Origin of the sequence: Cryptosporangium sp. NPDC051539 (assembly GCF_044454545.1) — a bacterium.
Classification (GTDB): Bacteria; Actinomycetota; Actinomycetes; order Mycobacteriales; family Cryptosporangiaceae; genus Cryptosporangium.
Map to the genome: position 1 here is coordinate 71,794 of NZ_JBITDV010000021.1, position 14,942 is coordinate 86,735.

At 71.5% G+C, this 14,942-nt stretch carries 18 protein-coding genes; 10 read left to right on the forward strand and 8 right to left on the reverse strand.

All coding sequences use genetic code 11. The annotated features are described in order from the left end of the window. Window positions 1-37 precede the first annotated feature (37 nt). Window positions 38-916 carry a hypothetical protein gene (locus ACIBZJ_RS41630; protein WP_395939127.1) on the reverse strand — a complete coding sequence of 293 codons (879 nt, stop codon included), beginning with the start codon at window positions 914-916 and terminating at the stop codon, window positions 38-40. Window positions 917-1,194: 278 nt separating this feature from the next. Here ACIBZJ_RS41630 and ACIBZJ_RS41635 point away from each other — a divergent pair, with 278 nt between their 5' ends. Together ACIBZJ_RS41635 and ACIBZJ_RS41640 are read left to right on the forward strand one after the other, a co-directional pair. Further along, complete coding sequence (locus ACIBZJ_RS41635) at window positions 1,195-1,761, forward strand: CDP-alcohol phosphatidyltransferase family protein (RefSeq protein WP_395939176.1); 567 nt, start codon at window positions 1,195-1,197, stop codon at window positions 1,759-1,761. Continuing rightward, a complete protein-coding gene (locus ACIBZJ_RS41640) occupies window positions 1,758-2,219 on the forward strand; it encodes a hypothetical protein (protein ID WP_395939128.1) in 462 nt (153 codons plus the stop codon). Before ACIBZJ_RS41635 ends, ACIBZJ_RS41640 begins: the two co-directional genes overlap by 4 nt. Here the strand turns inward: ACIBZJ_RS41640 and ACIBZJ_RS41645 are convergent. From ACIBZJ_RS41645 to ACIBZJ_RS41655, 3 genes are all read right to left on the reverse strand, one after another. Then, window positions 2,154-2,939 (reverse strand): LuxR C-terminal-related transcriptional regulator, encoded by a 786-nt coding sequence (locus tag ACIBZJ_RS41645; protein ID WP_395939129.1) that lies wholly within the window; start codon window positions 2,937-2,939, stop codon window positions 2,154-2,156. The genes ACIBZJ_RS41640 and ACIBZJ_RS41645 overlap by 66 nt on opposite strands. Window positions 2,940-3,004: 65 nt before the next feature. After that, a complete protein-coding gene (locus tag ACIBZJ_RS41650) occupies window positions 3,005-3,805 on the reverse strand; it encodes an Fpg/Nei family DNA glycosylase (RefSeq protein WP_395939130.1) in 801 nt (266 codons plus the stop codon). 9 nt (window positions 3,806-3,814) lie between these two features. Beyond that, the gene (locus ACIBZJ_RS41655; RefSeq protein ID WP_395939131.1) at window positions 3,815-4,255 is read right to left on the reverse strand and encodes a MarR family winged helix-turn-helix transcriptional regulator; all 441 of its coding nucleotides are present in this window, start codon (window positions 4,253-4,255) and stop codon (window positions 3,815-3,817) included. 73 nt (window positions 4,256-4,328) lie between these two features. Here ACIBZJ_RS41655 and ACIBZJ_RS41660 point away from each other — a divergent pair, with 73 nt between their 5' ends. Continuing rightward, window positions 4,329-5,207: an alpha/beta hydrolase gene (locus ACIBZJ_RS41660; protein WP_395939132.1), complete on the forward strand. Its 879-nt coding sequence runs from the start codon at window positions 4,329-4,331 to the stop codon at window positions 5,205-5,207. Between the two features lie 2 nt (window positions 5,208-5,209). On the opposite strand, the gene ACIBZJ_RS41665 is transcribed toward ACIBZJ_RS41660, so the two are convergent. Beyond that, entirely contained in the window at window positions 5,210-5,542 is a 333-nt protein-coding gene (locus ACIBZJ_RS41665; RefSeq protein WP_395939133.1) for a hypothetical protein, read from the reverse strand. 122 nt (window positions 5,543-5,664) lie between these two features. On the opposite strand from ACIBZJ_RS41665, the gene ACIBZJ_RS41670 reads away from it, so the two are divergent. From ACIBZJ_RS41670 to ACIBZJ_RS41685, 4 genes are all read left to right on the forward strand, one after another. Beyond that, the gene (locus tag ACIBZJ_RS41670; RefSeq protein WP_395939134.1) at window positions 5,665-6,399 is read left to right on the forward strand and encodes a PASTA domain-containing protein; all 735 of its coding nucleotides are present in this window, start codon (window positions 5,665-5,667) and stop codon (window positions 6,397-6,399) included. Window positions 6,400-6,493: 94 nt separating this feature from the next. Then, entirely contained in the window at window positions 6,494-6,862 is a 369-nt protein-coding gene (locus ACIBZJ_RS41675; protein ID WP_395939135.1) for a GntR family transcriptional regulator, read from the forward strand. Continuing rightward, a complete protein-coding gene (locus ACIBZJ_RS41680) occupies window positions 6,859-7,824 on the forward strand; it encodes a LacI family DNA-binding transcriptional regulator (protein WP_395939136.1) in 966 nt (321 codons plus the stop codon). The genes ACIBZJ_RS41675 and ACIBZJ_RS41680 overlap by 4 nt, the downstream gene beginning before the upstream one ends. A gap of 37 nt (window positions 7,825-7,861) precedes the next feature. Then, complete coding sequence (locus tag ACIBZJ_RS41685) at window positions 7,862-9,085, forward strand: MFS transporter (RefSeq protein ID WP_395939137.1); 1,224 nt, start codon at window positions 7,862-7,864, stop codon at window positions 9,083-9,085. Here the strand turns inward: ACIBZJ_RS41685 and ACIBZJ_RS41690 are convergent. Further along, window positions 9,082-9,633: a TetR family transcriptional regulator gene (locus ACIBZJ_RS41690; protein ID WP_395939138.1), complete on the reverse strand. Its 552-nt coding sequence runs from the start codon at window positions 9,631-9,633 to the stop codon at window positions 9,082-9,084. The two genes, ACIBZJ_RS41685 and ACIBZJ_RS41690, sit on opposite strands and share 4 nt — an antisense overlap. 50 nt (window positions 9,634-9,683) lie before the next feature. On the opposite strand from ACIBZJ_RS41690, the gene ACIBZJ_RS41695 reads away from it, so the two are divergent. Continuing rightward, window positions 9,684-10,670: an NAD(P)-dependent alcohol dehydrogenase gene (locus tag ACIBZJ_RS41695; protein ID WP_395939139.1), complete on the forward strand. Its 987-nt coding sequence runs from the start codon at window positions 9,684-9,686 to the stop codon at window positions 10,668-10,670. A gap of 205 nt (window positions 10,671-10,875) precedes the next feature. Here the strand turns inward: ACIBZJ_RS41695 and ACIBZJ_RS41700 are convergent, their stop codons facing one another. Further along, window positions 10,876-11,376, reverse strand: a complete 501-nt coding sequence (locus ACIBZJ_RS41700) for an adenylyltransferase/cytidyltransferase family protein (protein ID WP_395939140.1) — start codon at window positions 11,374-11,376, stop codon at window positions 10,876-10,878. A gap of 38 nt (window positions 11,377-11,414) precedes the next feature. On the opposite strand from ACIBZJ_RS41700, the gene ACIBZJ_RS41705 reads away from it, so the two are divergent. Both ACIBZJ_RS41705 and ACIBZJ_RS41710 read left to right on the forward strand, forming a co-directional pair. Next, a complete protein-coding gene (locus ACIBZJ_RS41705) occupies window positions 11,415-12,254 on the forward strand; it encodes an alpha/beta fold hydrolase (protein WP_395939141.1) in 840 nt (279 codons plus the stop codon). A 95-nt stretch (window positions 12,255-12,349) separates the two neighbouring features. Beyond that, window positions 12,350-13,936, forward strand: a complete 1,587-nt coding sequence (locus ACIBZJ_RS41710) for an FAD-binding oxidoreductase (protein WP_395939142.1) — start codon at window positions 12,350-12,352, stop codon at window positions 13,934-13,936. Window positions 13,937-14,072: 136 nt separating this feature from the next. Here the strand turns inward: ACIBZJ_RS41710 and ACIBZJ_RS41715 are convergent, their stop codons facing one another. Continuing rightward, window positions 14,073-14,801, reverse strand: coding sequence for an alpha/beta fold hydrolase (locus ACIBZJ_RS41715; protein WP_395939143.1), 729 nt, complete (start codon window positions 14,799-14,801; stop codon window positions 14,073-14,075). Window positions 14,802-14,942: the final 141 nt, after the last annotated feature.

Consider the following 14,942-nt stretch of genomic DNA (forward strand, 5'->3'; position numbering starts at 1 on the left):
CGGGGTGTTCCGGGCTGGGGCGTTCAGTGCCGCCGGGTCAGTTGCGGGTGAAACAGAGCGACTGGGTGCCGATCGACCAGGCCGCGTTGCCTGGGATGCCGTCGTCGTCGATGGTTCCGGTGGTCACCACTCCGGTCGCGCTGGGGACCGCGGAGTCGATGAGCGGGCCGCCGAACGTGCCGACCGACCAGCCGGCGGTGGTGCCGACCTGACCGCTACCGCAGTTCGCGGTGGCCGTCTTGGTCGGCTTGTTGTCGAAGGGACTACTGCCGCCCGGGGTGCTCTGGCCCGGGTGCGTGGGCACGCAGATCGCGTAGGTGGTCACCGACCAGTTCTGGGTGAATTGCGGGTCGGACACGTTCGCGGTGGTCAGCGACGTGCCTCCGCCCTGGAAGAACTGGCGGGTGATCGTGACGTGACCGGCGGCGTTCGGGGAAAGAGCGGCGCCGCTGCCGATCAGTTGTGTGCCGCCGGTGCAGGGCTGCTCGGCTTGCAGGAACGGTTGGAAGGTGGTCGGACTCTGCGTCGCCGGGATGATCTTCGCGTCGCCCATCGACGTGGCGCACACCGCAAAGGCGGTCAGCGTCCAGGCGGTGTTCGTGCCGTCGGCGTCCTCACCCGCGGTCGCGATCACCTCTTTTGACGCGGGCACGAGCGAGGCCAGCACTACGTCGGTGGGTGCCCCTTCGATCTTGTAGCCCGTACCGATCACCCGTTCGTTGCCCAGGCATCGTGCGGTCGCGGATTTGGGGGAGACGGAATTGCTGTCGCTGACCCCGGGCCGGACGACGTAGCCCGGAATGGCGGCGGAAGCGGGTGCGGGCGCGACCAGCACGCCTAATGCCGCCACGATCACACCGACGAGGATGCCGACCGCGATCGGTAGTGATCGGCGGGTTTTGATGGTGTTCCGCACAAGCAACTCCCGGTCTGTTTCTTCGAGTCGTGCCGGTGACGTTCGGCGCCAACCGAATTCAACGGGGTCTGCCGGATTCGTTCTGCGCAGTTCTACGCACAGCCGGTTGCTGTCGATTACCCGACGGTGCGCCGACCGGCGGCGGAGGCGGGGCTACGTCGAATGTCTCGGGCGGTGTTTTACGGCATCCGGCCGATGCGCTGCCGGCCGCGTCCCGGCAGCGTGAGGGCTGTTTCCCGCAGAAAGGGCCCACCGTGTCGTTACGAGATGTCCCGGAGTTGTCGACGCCGGTGCGCGACCGCCTCACGACGGTGCCGAACGTGGTGACGATCGTGCGGACGGTCGCCGCGGTCACGCTGGCCGTCGCCGCCCTCACCCGCAACAGCGCGATTCTGACCGTCGCCGCCTTTCTCTGCTATTGGATCGGCGACATGCTCGACGGATTGTCGGCGCGACTCCTGAATCAGGAGACCCGGGTGGGCGCCGTCCTCGACATCGTCGCCGATCGGGCCTGCTGCGGCGTCTGTGCGAGTGCGCTGCTGGTCGTGCGCCCGGAATTCGCGATTCCGGTGGCAGTTTTCCTGGGCCAATTCCTCGTCGTGGATTGCATGTTGAGCCTGTCGTTCATCCGCTGGCCCATTCTCGGGCCGAACTACTTCGCCGCGGTCCACCGTGGCGTCTACCGGTGGAACTGGTGGCCGCCGGCGAAGGTGGCGAACACGGCCGGGTGCGTCGTCCTGGTGGTCGCCGCTCCGTCGCCGTGGTGGGCGACCGCCTTCGCGGTGTTCGTCCTGGCGATCAAGGCCGTGTCGTTGCGGACGGTCGCCCGGCTGGCGTCGCCGTGATTCCGGTCTACCTGACCACCCTGCTGGTCGGCGCGCTCTCGGCCGTTCTGCCGCTGACGCCGGTGGAGCCGTACCTGGTCGGCGTCATCACGACGACGGCGGTCAACCCGATCCTCTGTGGCCTGGCCGCGGCGCTGGGGCAGACGGCGGGCAAGTCGGCCCTCTTCTTCAGCGCCCGCGGCGTACTGCGCTCGGCCGTTCTCCGGCGGCGACGCGACCGCGCCAAGCCGGGTGGCCGATTCGGTGCCCGGCTCCTCGAGACGCTCGACCGGCCCCGGTGGAGCGTCCCGGTGGTGTTTCTCAGCGCGGTCAGCGGGCTGCCGCCACTGCTCGCGGTGAGCGTGTACGCCGCCCGGACCCGGATCAGCGGCAAGGCTTTCGTGCTCGCCTGTCTACTGGGCCGGTCGATCCGGTTCGTCCTCATCGCCGAGGCGCCGCGCCTGGTCGGGCACGGATGACGAGAGGCCGGCGCGCACCGCGGCCAGGGCCGCCTGTGTTCGTGACGACAGGCTGAGCTTGCGCAGGACGTTGCTCACGTGGGTGCGTGCCGTGCGTTCGCTGATGTAGAGGCGCTCGGCGATCTGCTTGTTGCTGAGACCGTCGGCGACCAGCGCCAGGATCTCCCGCTCCCGGTCGGTCAGGGTGGCCAGGGCTCCAGTGGTGGCCAGCGCTCCGGTAGCGGCCAGTGCATCGGTGGCGTCCGGATCGGTGGAGTCGTTGCCCGCAGGGCCGTTCCGGGGGTCGTCCGGCGACGGCGGCGCGGACGACGACCGGTGGGAGCCCAGCAGACCGGCCGCGCGGAGGTAGTGGGCGAGGAGCACCACGGCCCAGATCAGCGCCAGCCACAGCGGCCACCAGTAGTCCGCGCCGTAGTCCGAGGGCCGGGGGTGGCGGTCGCGGGTCGACTGCCAGAGGGCCAGCGTGCCGCCGGCGCCGAGCACGAACACGAACACGTGCGCCCGCCAGGCCCGGTTTCTCCAGCCGCGGTGGGCGGCGCTGACGGCGTCGGGCAGGTCGGCGACCAGGTTCGTGAGGTCGGCGCGGGTGACCGCCCGCGCCGCGGCGCAGGCGCGCTGGTCGAACTCGTCGGAGGTCAGCCGTCCGGAGCGGTGGTGGGCCCGGAGCGAACGGCGGATCGCCGTACGTTCCGCGTCACTGACCCGGTAGTCCGTTGCCACCCCCGCATTCTCCCCGGTCGGTCACGCGGGCGAAAGGAGCACCGGCCGGAGTGCGGCGTCCCGGCTCAACGGGATTGATGCTTCGGGCACCAGTACGTCGTGCGGCCGCCGACCGTGGCGTGCTCCAGGAGCGTGTGATCGCGCGGGCACTGGCCGCCGGGCCGGCGCTCGGGCACCAGAGGCAGCGTATGCACACCCCCGTTGCGCAGCGCCTCGTCGATAGTGGAGTGCAGCGCGCGGTAGAGCCGCCGCCGCTCGGGATCGGTGATCGCGTCGACCGGCCGCGCCGGGTTCATCCCCGCCCGCCACAGGATCTCGTCGGCGAGCAGGTTGCCGACCCCGGCCAGCGCGTGCTGGTCGAGCAGCCGGGCCTTGATCGGCGCACGGCCGACGCTGACGGCCCGGCGGAACTGGGCCGCGGTCATCGTGGCGGCGTCGGGCCCGAGGGCGTCGAGGTTCGGGTCGAGCCGGACGCGGCCGAGCCGCCGGGGGTCGAGCAGGCGGAGCACGCCGCCGTCGGCGAACGTCAGCGAGAACCGCGAGAAGCGGTAGTCGCCGGGCGCGCGTCCGTACTCCCAGTGATCGCCGCCGTCGACCTCGCTGCCGTCCGCGGCCGCGATCACGATCTTGCCCGACATGCCCAGGTGGAGGCCGAGCACCGGACCGGTCGCGGTGTCGCACCACATCGTCTTGCCCCGCCGGTGCGCGGCGACCAACTCGGTGCCCACCAGGGCGTCCCGGATCTGGCCCGGTGGGTGCGGACGGCATTCGTAGCTGTCGGTGTCGTCCACGGCGACGATCCGCCGCTTCAGCGCCGAACGTTCGATGACGATCCGGGCCGACTCGACCTCCGGCAGCTCAGGCATTCGGACACGTTAGCCGGTCGGCGTGCCGGTACCGGCGTCCTGCATCGCTCGCCGCAGCGTCTGCAGTGGACCCGCGAGCTCGGCGGCCAGCGGCTCGGTGAGCCAGGTCCGCAAACCGTCCTCGACCGTCGGGGTGGCGGCCTCGAGGAGCTCCCGCCCGGCCGGGCTCAGCTCGAGCAGCGACGACCGCCGGTTCCGCGGATTCGGCCGCCGGACCACCCAGCCGGCCTGCTCGAGCCGGTCGACGGCCTTGCTCACCGCGCCCACGGTGATCGCGATGTCGTGGGCCGCGTCGTTGACCCGGTAGTTTTCCCGGCCGTCGATCAGCCGCAGGAACCCGAACTGTCCGATCGTGAGGCCGTGCTCGGCACGCACACGCTCGCTGAGGGCGTTGTACAGCCGGGTCTCGAAGTGCACGAGGTCGTTGAAGACGTCGATCAGCTCGGTCACTGGCAGCCTCCTTTCTCCGGAAGTATATTCGTGGACAGGTTCATTCCAGGGAAGATATTGCGGAGGAAGAATCATGAGTGCCGAGCAGCGGGCCGCGGTCGACGCCCAGTTACGGTCGGTGGTGTTCGACACGGGGGCCGCGCCCGAGCAGATCCGCGCCGGCTTCGCCGCGATGATGGCCGGTCCGGCCCCGGCGGGCGTCTCGATCACGCCGACCGAGCTCGGTGGCCGCCGCACTCTCGAATTCGCCGGCGAGACCGGGACGATTCTGTACTTCCACGGCGGTGCGTGGGTGTTCGGTTCGCCGGAGACCGCGCAGGGGCTCACGGCGGCTCTGGTCCGGCGCACCGGTGCACGGGCCTACTCCGTCGACTACCGGCTCGCGCCGGAGAACCCGTTCCCGGCCGCCGTCGAGGACGCGCTCGCCGCCTACCGCGAACTGCTCGACCGCGGTACTGCCCCGGAGAGCGTGGTGCTGGCCGGTGACTCCGCCGGCGGCGGGCTCGCCATCCTGCTCGCGATCGCCGCGCGCGATGCCGGCCTGCCCGGGCCGGCCGCGGTCGTCACGTTCTCGCCCGGTCTGGACGCGACGCGCAGCGGCGAGAGCATGGTGTCCAAGCACGGCGTCGACCCGCTGTTCACCCGGGAGAGCCTGCAGGTGCTGAGCGCGCTGCACCTCGACGGAGCCGACCCGCGGCAGCCGCTGATCAGCCCCGCGGTGGTCGGTGACCTGGCGGGCCTGCCGCCGACGCTGCTGCAGGTCGGCACGAACGAGGTCCTGCTGGACGACTCGACCCGCTTCGCCGCGCGGGCCGCGACCGCGGGCGTCGACGTGATCCTCGACGTGACGGCGGACGTCCCGCACGTGTTCCAGGCCTACGAGGGGACGCTCGACGAAGCCGACGCCGCGCTCGACCGGGCCGCCCGCTTCGTGCGCGACCACCTGGCCTGAACTCAGCCCCGGAGCCGCAGGTCGACGATCATCTGCGCGGCCTGCGTCATGCCCCGGGCCGGCGGCCCCGAGCCGGCCGGTTCGATCCGCCGGTGGGTCTGCGCGATCGTGGTGATCTCGCGCTCCGACAGCGGCAGCGCCCGGCGCGCTCGCATCGACAACGCGGTCGGCTGCCAGGCCGCGATCCAGCCGGCCCGCTCGTCGGCGTCCAGGGTGTCCCAGGCGCGTCCGTCTTCGGCCGACGAGGCTCTGGCCAGCTGCTCGGCCAGCGCGTTGATCTCGCCGCCGCGGCGCCGCTTGCTCCTCGACCGCTGCCCCCGCTCGTCGTCCGCCATGGGTCCGACGATAGGCAATCTAGGTAGCCCGACCGCAAATCTGGGGATCGATGCCCGATCTCTCGGACCACGTCCGTGCATACAACGAGGCGGTGGCATTCACACGAACACGGAGGATCAGTATGCGACCGCTCAAACGTGCCGTAGGTCTCGCGGCTGCGTTACTACTGGCGTCAGTGGCGTTCTCGGCCGCTCCGGCGTCGGCGCAGGGGGTGAACGAGGCCGTTCCCCGCACGCTGCCGTCCGCGACGCTGACGAGTGCGAGCGTCACGTTCAACACCAACGACGAGGACAAGGACGGAGACACCCTGGTCCGCATCCGGATCTGGAACAAGGCCGGGGCGCTGGTCTCACTGACCGAGAACACGTACACGCATTTCGACGACAATTCCGTGCACGGCCCGTACGCGCTGAATGTCCCGGCCGGCGTGCCGATGAGTGATCTGCAGCCCGGTCAGTTCGAGATCTTCATCGTGCCGTCGGGCGGGTCCATTTTCACCGTGCCGAACGACACCTGGAGGTTCAACTACAAGGCGATCCTCAACTTCTCCGACGGCACCTCGTACAAGGTCAGCCAGAACGGTATCGAGCTGACCGAGTGGAACCGGTTCGTTCTCACGCCGTTCACCCCGGTCACCCAGGTCTCCGTGCCGGACGTCACCGGCCAGAGCCAGGCCGGCGCCACGTCCGCGCTGCAGGCGGCCGGTCTGGTCGTCGGAACCATCACCAAGAAGGTCGACCCGACGTGCGACAACATCAACACGGTGACCAACATGAGCCCTGATGCCGGCACCATCGTGGACCCGGGCACGGTGGTCAACCTGACCATCGGGACCAAGCCCAAGGTCTGCAGCTGATCGATCCGTGCGGCGGTTCGTCGCAGGGTTGACGTTGTCGCAAACTGTGACTCATTGTGCTGAGACATAGCTTGCGACATTCGAGGTGATCCTGATGGTCGTCATCGACCCGGCTTCGGCGACGCCGCCGTACGAGCAGCTCCGGGTCCAGTTCGCCGGGCAGATCCGAGACCGTTCGCTCGCCGTCGGGACGCGGTTGCCGACGATCCGCCGGCTCGCGGCCGAACTCGGGCTCGCGGTGAACACGGTGGCCAGGGCGTACCGGGAGCTGGAAGAGGCCGGACTGATCGAGACCCGGGGGCGGGCCGGTTCGTTCGTGACCGCGGGCGGTCAGCACGCGCTCGAGCAGGCCCGGCGCGCCGCCCGCGAGTACGCGGCGGTCGTCCGCGGACTCGGCCTCGACGCGGCCGAGGCGGTCCGGATCGTGGAAGCCGCCCTGGATTCGCCGGTCACGACGCCGTGAGCCGCCCGCCGAGGGTGACGCAGGCCGACGTCGCGCGGTACGCCGGTGTGAGCGGGGCGGTGGTCAGCTACGTCGTGCACGCCGGGCCGCGCTCGGTCTCGCCGGAGACGGCGGCGAAGGTCCGGGACGCGATCCGGGTGCTCGGGTACCAGCCGAACGCCAGCGCGGCGGCGCTGCGCACCGGCTCGTCGAAGCTGCTGGGGCTGGTCCTGCCCGAGTTCGACAACTCCCTCTGGGCCGACCTGGCGGTGGCCGTGGGCCGGTGCGCTTCCGCACGCGGCTTCGCGCTGATCACGGCCAGCAGCGGCGGGGACGCCGCGCTCGAGCGGGACCAGATCCTGCGCCTGGCCGGGCGCCAGGTCGAGGGTCTGCTCGTCACGTCGGTCGAGATGACCGATCCCGACGTGCACGGCGCCGCGGGCATCCCGACCGTCTTCCTCAACGTGTTCTCCGACGTGCCCGGGGCGACGACGATCGGGGTGGACGCCCGTCGCGGCGCGATCGACGGGGTCGAGCACCTGTTGTCGCACGGGTACGACAGCGTCGGGCTGATCATCGGGCCGGACGCCGACGTGCGGGAGCAGGGCTGGCGGGAGGCGCTGGAGTTCCGGAGCATGCCGGTCGAGCGGTGCGCGTTCGACCGGCAGGGCGGTTACGAGGCCGCGCTCCGGATGTTCGGCTCGCCCGGGCGTCCCCGATCGGTGTTCGTGAGCTCCGACATGCAGGCGGTCGGGTGCCTCCGGGCCCTGTGGGAGCTCGGCCTCCGGGTGCCGCAGGACGTGGCGATCGTGTCCTTCGACGGGAGCGTCGACTCGCAGTTCACCGCACCACCGCTGACGGCGGTGCGGCAGCCGATAGAGCGGATGGCCCAGGTGGCGGTGGATCTGGTGCTGGACGGACCGGGGCCGCGCCGGGTCGTCGAGCCCGTGCGCCTGGTGGTGCGGGAGTCGTGCGGCTGCTGATTATCTTTGACCTGCATCTATACGTATAGTTCCGGCAGTGACGTCCACGCCTGTCGCCTCTCGGTCGGCGATCCAGATCGTGATCCGCACCCCGCTGTACCGAGGGGCGACGATCGCGCTGTTCCTGGCCGGTGTCGGGCTCTCGTCCGCCGCGCCGTTGATGTCGTTGTTCTTGGTCGAGGACCTGCACGCGTCGCTGACGACGGCCGGCCTCTACGCGCTCACCAACCTCGCCGCGCCCCTGGCCGGCTACCTGGTCGGGTCTCACTCCGACCGGATCGGCGACCGGTTGGGGCTGTTCCGGATCTGTGCCGTGCTGGGGTTCGTCGGGTGGGCCGTGATCGCGGTATCGACGCAGCTCTGGGTGCCGATCGTGGTGAACATCCTGGTGCTGGGCTTCGCGGGCGCGGCGACGTCGCAGTTGTTCGCGGCGGTCCAGGACGATCCGGTTCCGGAGATCGACGGTGTGATCGCGATCATCCGTATCGCGCTGGTCGGGGGATGGGTGGTCGGGCCGGTGCTCGGATCGCTGCTGGCGTCCTGGACCAGCGTCCGGTTCCTGTTCTTCGTGACCGGGTTATGTCTGCTCGCGCAGATACTGCCGCTCGGCCGGCTGCGGACGACCGTCACGGTGCGCGCCGACGCGAGCCCGCAGGTCGCGCCCGGGATCTCGGCCATGACGCCGTTGCTCGTGTTCACCGCTCTGACCGTCCTGGCCTACGCCGGGGACACGATCAAATTCGCCTACCTGCCGCTCTACATGAGCCGGGAACTCGATCTCCCGTCGGGACTGCGCGGTGCGATCATCGGGGCCCAGCCGCTGGTGGAGATCCTCGTGATCCCGGCGGCCATCGCGCTGTCGCGCAAGATCGGCGCGATGCCGCTGCTGATGCTCGGCTGTGTGCTCTCGGCACTGGGTGCGGTGTGTTTCGCGGTGATCGGCAACGCGGCCGGGTTGTTCGCCGGGCAGATCCTGATCGGTTTCCTGTGGGGCATCTTCGGCGGGCTCGGCATCATCGTCGCCCAGCGGCTGCTGCCGGCCTCGATCGCCACGGCGTCGGCGATCTTCATCAGCGCCGAGCCGCTGAGCACCGCGGTGGGCGGGCTGGCCGGCGGGCTGGGCGTCGCGGAGCTCGGCATTCCGCACGTCTTCTTCGTGCCCGCGGTGCTGGCCGTGATCGCGACGGCGGGCCTGGCCGTGATGGCCGTCGTCGGGCCGGCGGATGGACGCGGCGCGCACGCCACGCCGGCGGAGCACTAGGACGAACGGCGGCCCGCGAACGCGAGCGCCACCGTATGACGGAGTGCGGCTTCGTGGTCGGACCCGGTCACCGGGGAGAGGCCCACCACCGACCAGGTCAGGGCCATCGAGGTCACCAGCGCCAGCACGTCCTGGGGGCTCGCGGTCGCGTCCAGCCGCCCGTCGGACTGCGCCCGGGCGATCTCGTCGACTTTCTCCCGCACCGCGTGCTCGTCCATCGGGAGGTCCACGCCCTCGAGCCGGGCCCACGCCAGCAGGCGGATGACGTCGGGACGCCGTTGCGCGGCCTCGTACAGGCCGACCGCGTAACCGGGCAGGTCGTCGACGCTGAACGGCGTCTCGTCGACGATCGCGGCCGCGTGCTTGCGGTAGACGGCCTCGAACAGCGCCTGCTTGTCGCCGAAGTACGCGTAGATCTGGGCCTTGTTCACCCCGGCCCCGGCGGCGATTCGGTCGACCCGGGCACCCGCGATGCCGCGCTCGGCGAAGTCCCCGGTCGCGGCGGCGAGGATCCGGCGGCGCGTCTCCGGTGCGTTGCGGGTTCTCACACCGGCAGGCTAGCTTAGTTTCTGACTAGTTGGTTACTAAGGAGTTCCCCATGTTGCGGTACGCCGTAGACAAGCCCGGCGGTCCGGTCCGCGCGATCGAGGCCGAGGACCCGCCTCTCGGCCCGCGCGAGGTCGACGTCCGGGTCACGCACTGCGGCGTGTGCAACACCGACGTCAGCCTGATCGACGACGTGTACGGGATCTCGCGCTTCCCGCTGGTCGCCGGCCACGAGGCGGTCGGCATCGTCGAAGCGTTCGGACACGAGGTCGAGCTCACGATCGGGCAGCGCGTCGGCGTCGGCGCGGTCGCCGGATCCTGCCAGGCCTGCGAGTGGTGCCTGAGCGGCAGGCAGAACCTGTGCCCGCGGAAGGACCTCACCGCGGTCCGCGGCGACCGGGGTGGCTTCGCCGGCGTCGTCCGGGCCGGCGACTGGCGGTACGTGCAGCCGATCCCCGACGCCCTCGACTCGGCCGCGGTCGCGCCGCTGCTCTGTGCCGGAGCCACGGTCTTCCCGCCGCTGCTCCGCCACGGCGTCCGGCCGATCGACCGGGTCGCGGTGGTCGGGGTCGGTGGGCTCGGCCACCTGGCGATCCAGTTCGCCGCCGCCTGGGGCTGCCACGTCACCGCGATCTCGTCCACTGCCGACAAGGAGACCGACGCGCGCCGCTTCGGCGCGCACGACGTGCTCGTCGGCCACGACCCGGCGCCCGGCTCGTTCGACTTCGTGCTCTCCACCGTCCCGGCCGACCTGCCCTGGAACACCTATGCGGACGCCCTGCGGCCGGGCGGAACGCTCTGCCTGGTCGGGGTGCCGCACGAGCCGCTCTCGATCGCCCCGATGACGCTGCTCACCGGCGAGCGGACGATCACCGCGGGCAACGTGGGGACGCCGATCGAGCAGCGCGCGATGCTGGAATTCGCCGCCCGGCACGGCATCGTGGCGCAGACCGAGACGTACCCGGTCGCGCGCATCGACGAGGCGCTCGACCGGGTACGGCAGGGCGCGGCCCGCTACCGGGTGGTACTCGAGATGTGACCGCCGGACGGGAACGGGTCGGCGAACCTCTCTCGCACCCCGAGCAGGTGGTCGGTGATCCTTCTCGGCGTCGGTCTGACGCCGTGCGATGTACCGGAAGTCCTCGTCCGTCCACACCGGTTCGCCCGGCTCGGCGAGCTTCCGGACGGTGTGTTCCCACCTGTACTCGGCCACCCAGCCGGTCCGGGCCCAGACGCCGCCGCGTTCACGGTAGTGCTCGGCGAGCAATGCGCTGACGGTCGTCGTGCCGGTCGACTCGGCGCCGACCACCACGACCCGGGGTGGCCAGCCCGGCTCGTACCACCGCCTGCCGGACACCGGCCAGCAGGTTGGCGACGTGTGCCCGCCGGACCGGTTCGCTGTGGAGGTCGACCGGGATGTCGCACGGCAGGCCGACCACCGTGACCGGTTCGTCGTGGACCGCCCGCAGCCACTCGACCCGGTCGGCCAGGCTGATCGTTTCCACCTGGGCCGCACCGACCACCACCGTCACCCGGTCGGCGTGCTCGGCCGCGGTGCGGATGAGGTGGTGGTGGCCGAGGTGCGGTGGGTAGAACCTGCCCATCACCAGTGCGTGGGTCATGCCGCCACCGCCACCCGGCCCACCCCGCAGCCAGAGGTACCAGCCCCAGACCGCCAGGACGATGTAGACGACCTGCAGCGCGGAGTCGGCGGACAGACTCTTGACGAGAAAAGCTAATTGCATTAGCTTTTTAGCTAACAACATTCACCAAGGAGAGCGTGATGACCGAGTTCCTGAACGTCGACGGCGGCACGATCGCGTACGAGGTGGCCGGCAGCGGGCCGTTGGTCGTACTGGCGCACGGCATGGGCGACAGCCGCGAGTCGTACCGCTTCGTCACCCCGCAACTGGTCGCGGCCGGCTACCGCGTCGCCGCCGTCGACCTGCGCGGCTGCGGCGAGTCCAGCGCGGTCTGGCCGTCGTACTCCCGCACCGACATCGCGGGAGACCTGGTCGCGGTGATCCGTCATCTCGGCGGCACCGCGGTGCTGGTCGGGCAGTCGATCTCCGGCGGCTCCGCCACGATCGCCGCCGCGACCGCGCCCGAGCTGATCACCGGCATCGTCGAGATCGCCCCGTTCACCCGCAAGCTCTCGATCCGCCTCGGAGACTTCCGCCACCGCGACTACCGCCGGGGCGCGTTCCGGCTGCTCGGCACCGGCCTGCTGGGCAGCGTCAAACTGTGGAGGAGCTACCGCGACAGCGCGTTCCCCGGCGTCCGGCCGGTCGACTGGGCGGCCGACGTGGAGCGGGTCGACGCGATGATGCGCGAGCCCGGCCGGATGAAGGCGATGCAGAAGATGGGCCGGTCGGCCCCGACCGACGCGGCCGCGCAGCTGGCCAACGTCCGCTGCCCGGCGCTGATCATCGAAGGCACGCGGGACCCCGACTGGGTCGACCCGCGCGCCGAGGGCGAGGCGATCGTGGCCGAGATGCCGGCCGGGCTGGCCCGGCTCGAGCTGATCGAGGGCGCCGGTCACTACCCGCACACGCAGTACCCCGACCAGACCGCGGCACTGATCCTCACGTTCCTCAAGGAGCAGAGCGAGGCTCGTCCCTAGGTTGGGGATCCGCGCGATTCCGTCGTCGGTTGAGGGCCGCCGTGCGGCCCCGACCCCAGAGTGATGACGCCCGCCGCCAGGAACGGAGCATCACGATGGGGCAGATCCCCGACCGAGCCAGCCGCCCCACCGCATTCACCCGCCCCACCGCATTCACTCGTCGGGCCGCGCTCACGCTCGGAGCCCTCGCCGGGGTCGCGGCCGCCACCGGCCCCGTCGGCGTCGCCGAGGCCGCCGAGACCGCAGCCCCCGCCGAGACCGCAGCCCCCGCCGGGACCGCAGCCCCCGCCGGGCCCGCAGCCCCCGCCGGCCGGTTTCCCCGGCCGACCGGCCTCGACGGGCGGGCGCTCCTCCCCGGCGACCGTGGCTACGCCGATGCCACCACGACGTTCAACCTCAGCCAGACGCCCCACCCCGGCCTCGTCGTCGTCGCCACCACCCCGGCCGACGTCCAGCGGGCCGTCCGTTTCGCCGCCGAGCACCGCGCCCCGGTCGCGGTGCTCGCCACCGGCCACCAGCCCTCGGTCCCGATCGGCCCGGACGCGGTGCTGGTGGCCACCCGGGCCCTGCGCGCCGTCACGATCGACGCCCGGCGCCGCGTCGCCCGGGCCGAGGCCGGCGCGCTCTGGCAGGACGTCCTCGACCGGTGCGGGCCGGCCGGCCTCGCGCCGATCGTCGGCTCGACCCCGATCGTCGGGGTGGTCGGCTACACGCTGGGCGGCGGGCTCAGCCCCACGCTCGGCCGCAAGTTCGGCTACGCGGCCGACCACGTCCGCAGCATCGACCTCGTCGGCGCCGACGGCCGATCGCGTACGGTCACCCCGAACGACGATCCGGAGCTCTTCTTCGGACTCCGCGGGGGCAAGAGCAACTTCGGGCTGGTCACCGCGATCGAGTTCGACCTGTTCCCGGTGACGTCCTACTACGGCGGCGCGATCTATTTCGACGGCGGGGACGCGGCCCGGCTGCTCCACGCCTACCGGCGCTGGACCCGGACGGTCCCGGACGAGATGTCGTCCTCGGTCGCGCTGATCCGGATGCCGGACACCGCCCCGCGCCCCCTGGGCGGCCGGCTCGTCGCCGCACTGCGCATCTGCTACCTGGGCCGCCCGTCCGCGGGGGCGGCACTGGTCAAGCCGCTGCGGGACGTCGCCACGCCGCTGATCGACGGCGTCGCCCAGCAGCCCTACTCCGCGTTCCCGTCGATCCACGCCGATCCGGTCGATCCGGTGGCCGCCTACGAACGGACCGCGCTGCTCCGCGAGCTCTCCGCCGGAGCGGTCGACACGCTGATCTCGCTGACCGGCCCGGCCGCGCCGGTCCCGATCACGCTGGTCGAGGTCAGGCACCTCGGCGGCGCGCTGGGCCGCCAGCCGGAACACCCCGACGCGGTCTCCCACCGCGATGCGGCCTTCACGCTGTTCCTGGCCGGTTTCGGCGGGACCCGCGGCCCGAGCGGCCTCCGGAGAGCGGAGGCCGAGGTGATCCGCCGGCTGGCCCCCTGGAGCACCGGGGGCATGTACCTCAACTTCATGGCTGAGGACGACGTCTCGCCCGCCGCCGTCCGCCAGGCGTACCAGCCGGACGTCTACCGGCGGCTGCAGCGCCTCAAACGCCGGGTCGACCCCACCAACATGTTCCGGCTCAACCACAACATCCCGCCGGCCGGGCCCGACTCGTAGTGAGCCGGGCCGGTCGGGCAGTCGGGGCGGTCGGGCAGTCGGGCCGGCGGGCCGGGCGGGCCGCCGTGCCGCTGGGCCGCCGTGCCGCCGTGCCGCTGGGCCGCCGTGCCGCTGGGTCGCTGGGCCCGGCGGCGGGTCAGCCGCCGACGTGCGCGGCGGCCGCCAGGATCGCGGTGACCGTGTCTTGCGGGTGCGACACCATCGACACGTGCGAGCCCGCGACCTCGGTGACCGTCGCGCCCGCGCGCTCGGCCATCGACCGCTGGATGCCCGGTGGGATGACCAGGTCTTCGGTGCCGACGACGGCCCAGCTGGGCAGGATCTTCCAGGCCGCGCCGGCCGACGGCGTGGTGTTCGCGCTGATCGTGATCGGACGCTGGCCCGCGGCGATCAGCCACCGGTCGGCCTCGGACAGGTCCTGGGCGAAGAACTTGTGCACGGTGTCGGGCTTGAGGAACGCCTCGGCGTCACCGTCGGGCGCACCGGGGTAACCGGCGATGTCGAACACGGTGGTCGGGTCGGGGACGTCGAGCGCAGAGCCCGACCCGCCGAGGATCTGGAAGACGGTCTCGCCCTCGTCGGGGATGAACGCGTCGACGTAGACCAGCGCGCGGACGTCGCCCCCGCCGGTGGCCGCGTTGGTGATGACGAAGCCGCCGTAGGAGTGACCGACCAGCACGACCGGCCCGCTGGTGCGCTGGGCCAGGAACGAGGCCACGTATCCGGCGTCGGTCGCGATACCGCGCAGCAGGTTGGTCGGGGCGAGAACCGTGTAGCCCTGGCTCTGCAGCGCCGCGGCGACCACGTTCCAGCTGGACGCGTCGGCCCAGGCGCCGTGGACGAGAACGATTGTGGGTTTCGCCATGTTTGTCTCCTGATCAGCGAGAGGACCCGAATCGGCCTGAGCATAAGTGCAGGAAAGCGCTCTCCATAGTGAACTTTCGGTTGGTACGGCCGCCCGCCGGCGGAGCGGCCGTACCCCGTGCCCGTACCGCGTTCGACCGCT

What these genes read in the sequence shown, in the direction of transcription:
- ACIBZJ_RS41700 (WP_395939140.1), bottom strand. Translation starts at nt 11,376, where the DNA reads ATGCAATTAGCTTTTCTCGTCAAGAGTCTGTCCGCCGACTCCGCGCTG.
- ACIBZJ_RS41675 (WP_395939135.1), top strand. Translation starts at nt 6,494, where the DNA reads ATGGTCGTCATCGACCCGGCTTCGGCGACGCCGCCGTACGAGCAGCTC.
- ACIBZJ_RS41665 (WP_395939133.1), bottom strand. Translation starts at nt 5,542, where the DNA reads ATGGCGGACGACGAGCGGGGGCAGCGGTCGAGGAGCAAGCGGCGCCGC.
- ACIBZJ_RS41650 (WP_395939130.1), bottom strand. Translation starts at nt 3,805, where the DNA reads ATGCCTGAGCTGCCGGAGGTCGAGTCGGCCCGGATCGTCATCGAACGT.
- ACIBZJ_RS41670 (WP_395939134.1), top strand. Translation starts at nt 5,665, where the DNA reads ATGCGACCGCTCAAACGTGCCGTAGGTCTCGCGGCTGCGTTACTACTG.
- ACIBZJ_RS41660 (WP_395939132.1), top strand. Translation starts at nt 4,329, where the DNA reads ATGAGTGCCGAGCAGCGGGCCGCGGTCGACGCCCAGTTACGGTCGGTG.
- ACIBZJ_RS41715 (WP_395939143.1), bottom strand. Translation starts at nt 14,801, where the DNA reads ATGGCGAAACCCACAATCGTTCTCGTCCACGGCGCCTGGGCCGACGCG.
- ACIBZJ_RS41710 (WP_395939142.1), top strand. Translation starts at nt 12,350, where the DNA reads ATGGGGCAGATCCCCGACCGAGCCAGCCGCCCCACCGCATTCACCCGC.
- ACIBZJ_RS41695 (WP_395939139.1), top strand. Translation starts at nt 9,684, where the DNA reads ATGTTGCGGTACGCCGTAGACAAGCCCGGCGGTCCGGTCCGCGCGATC.
- ACIBZJ_RS41705 (WP_395939141.1), top strand. Translation starts at nt 11,415, where the DNA reads ATGACCGAGTTCCTGAACGTCGACGGCGGCACGATCGCGTACGAGGTG.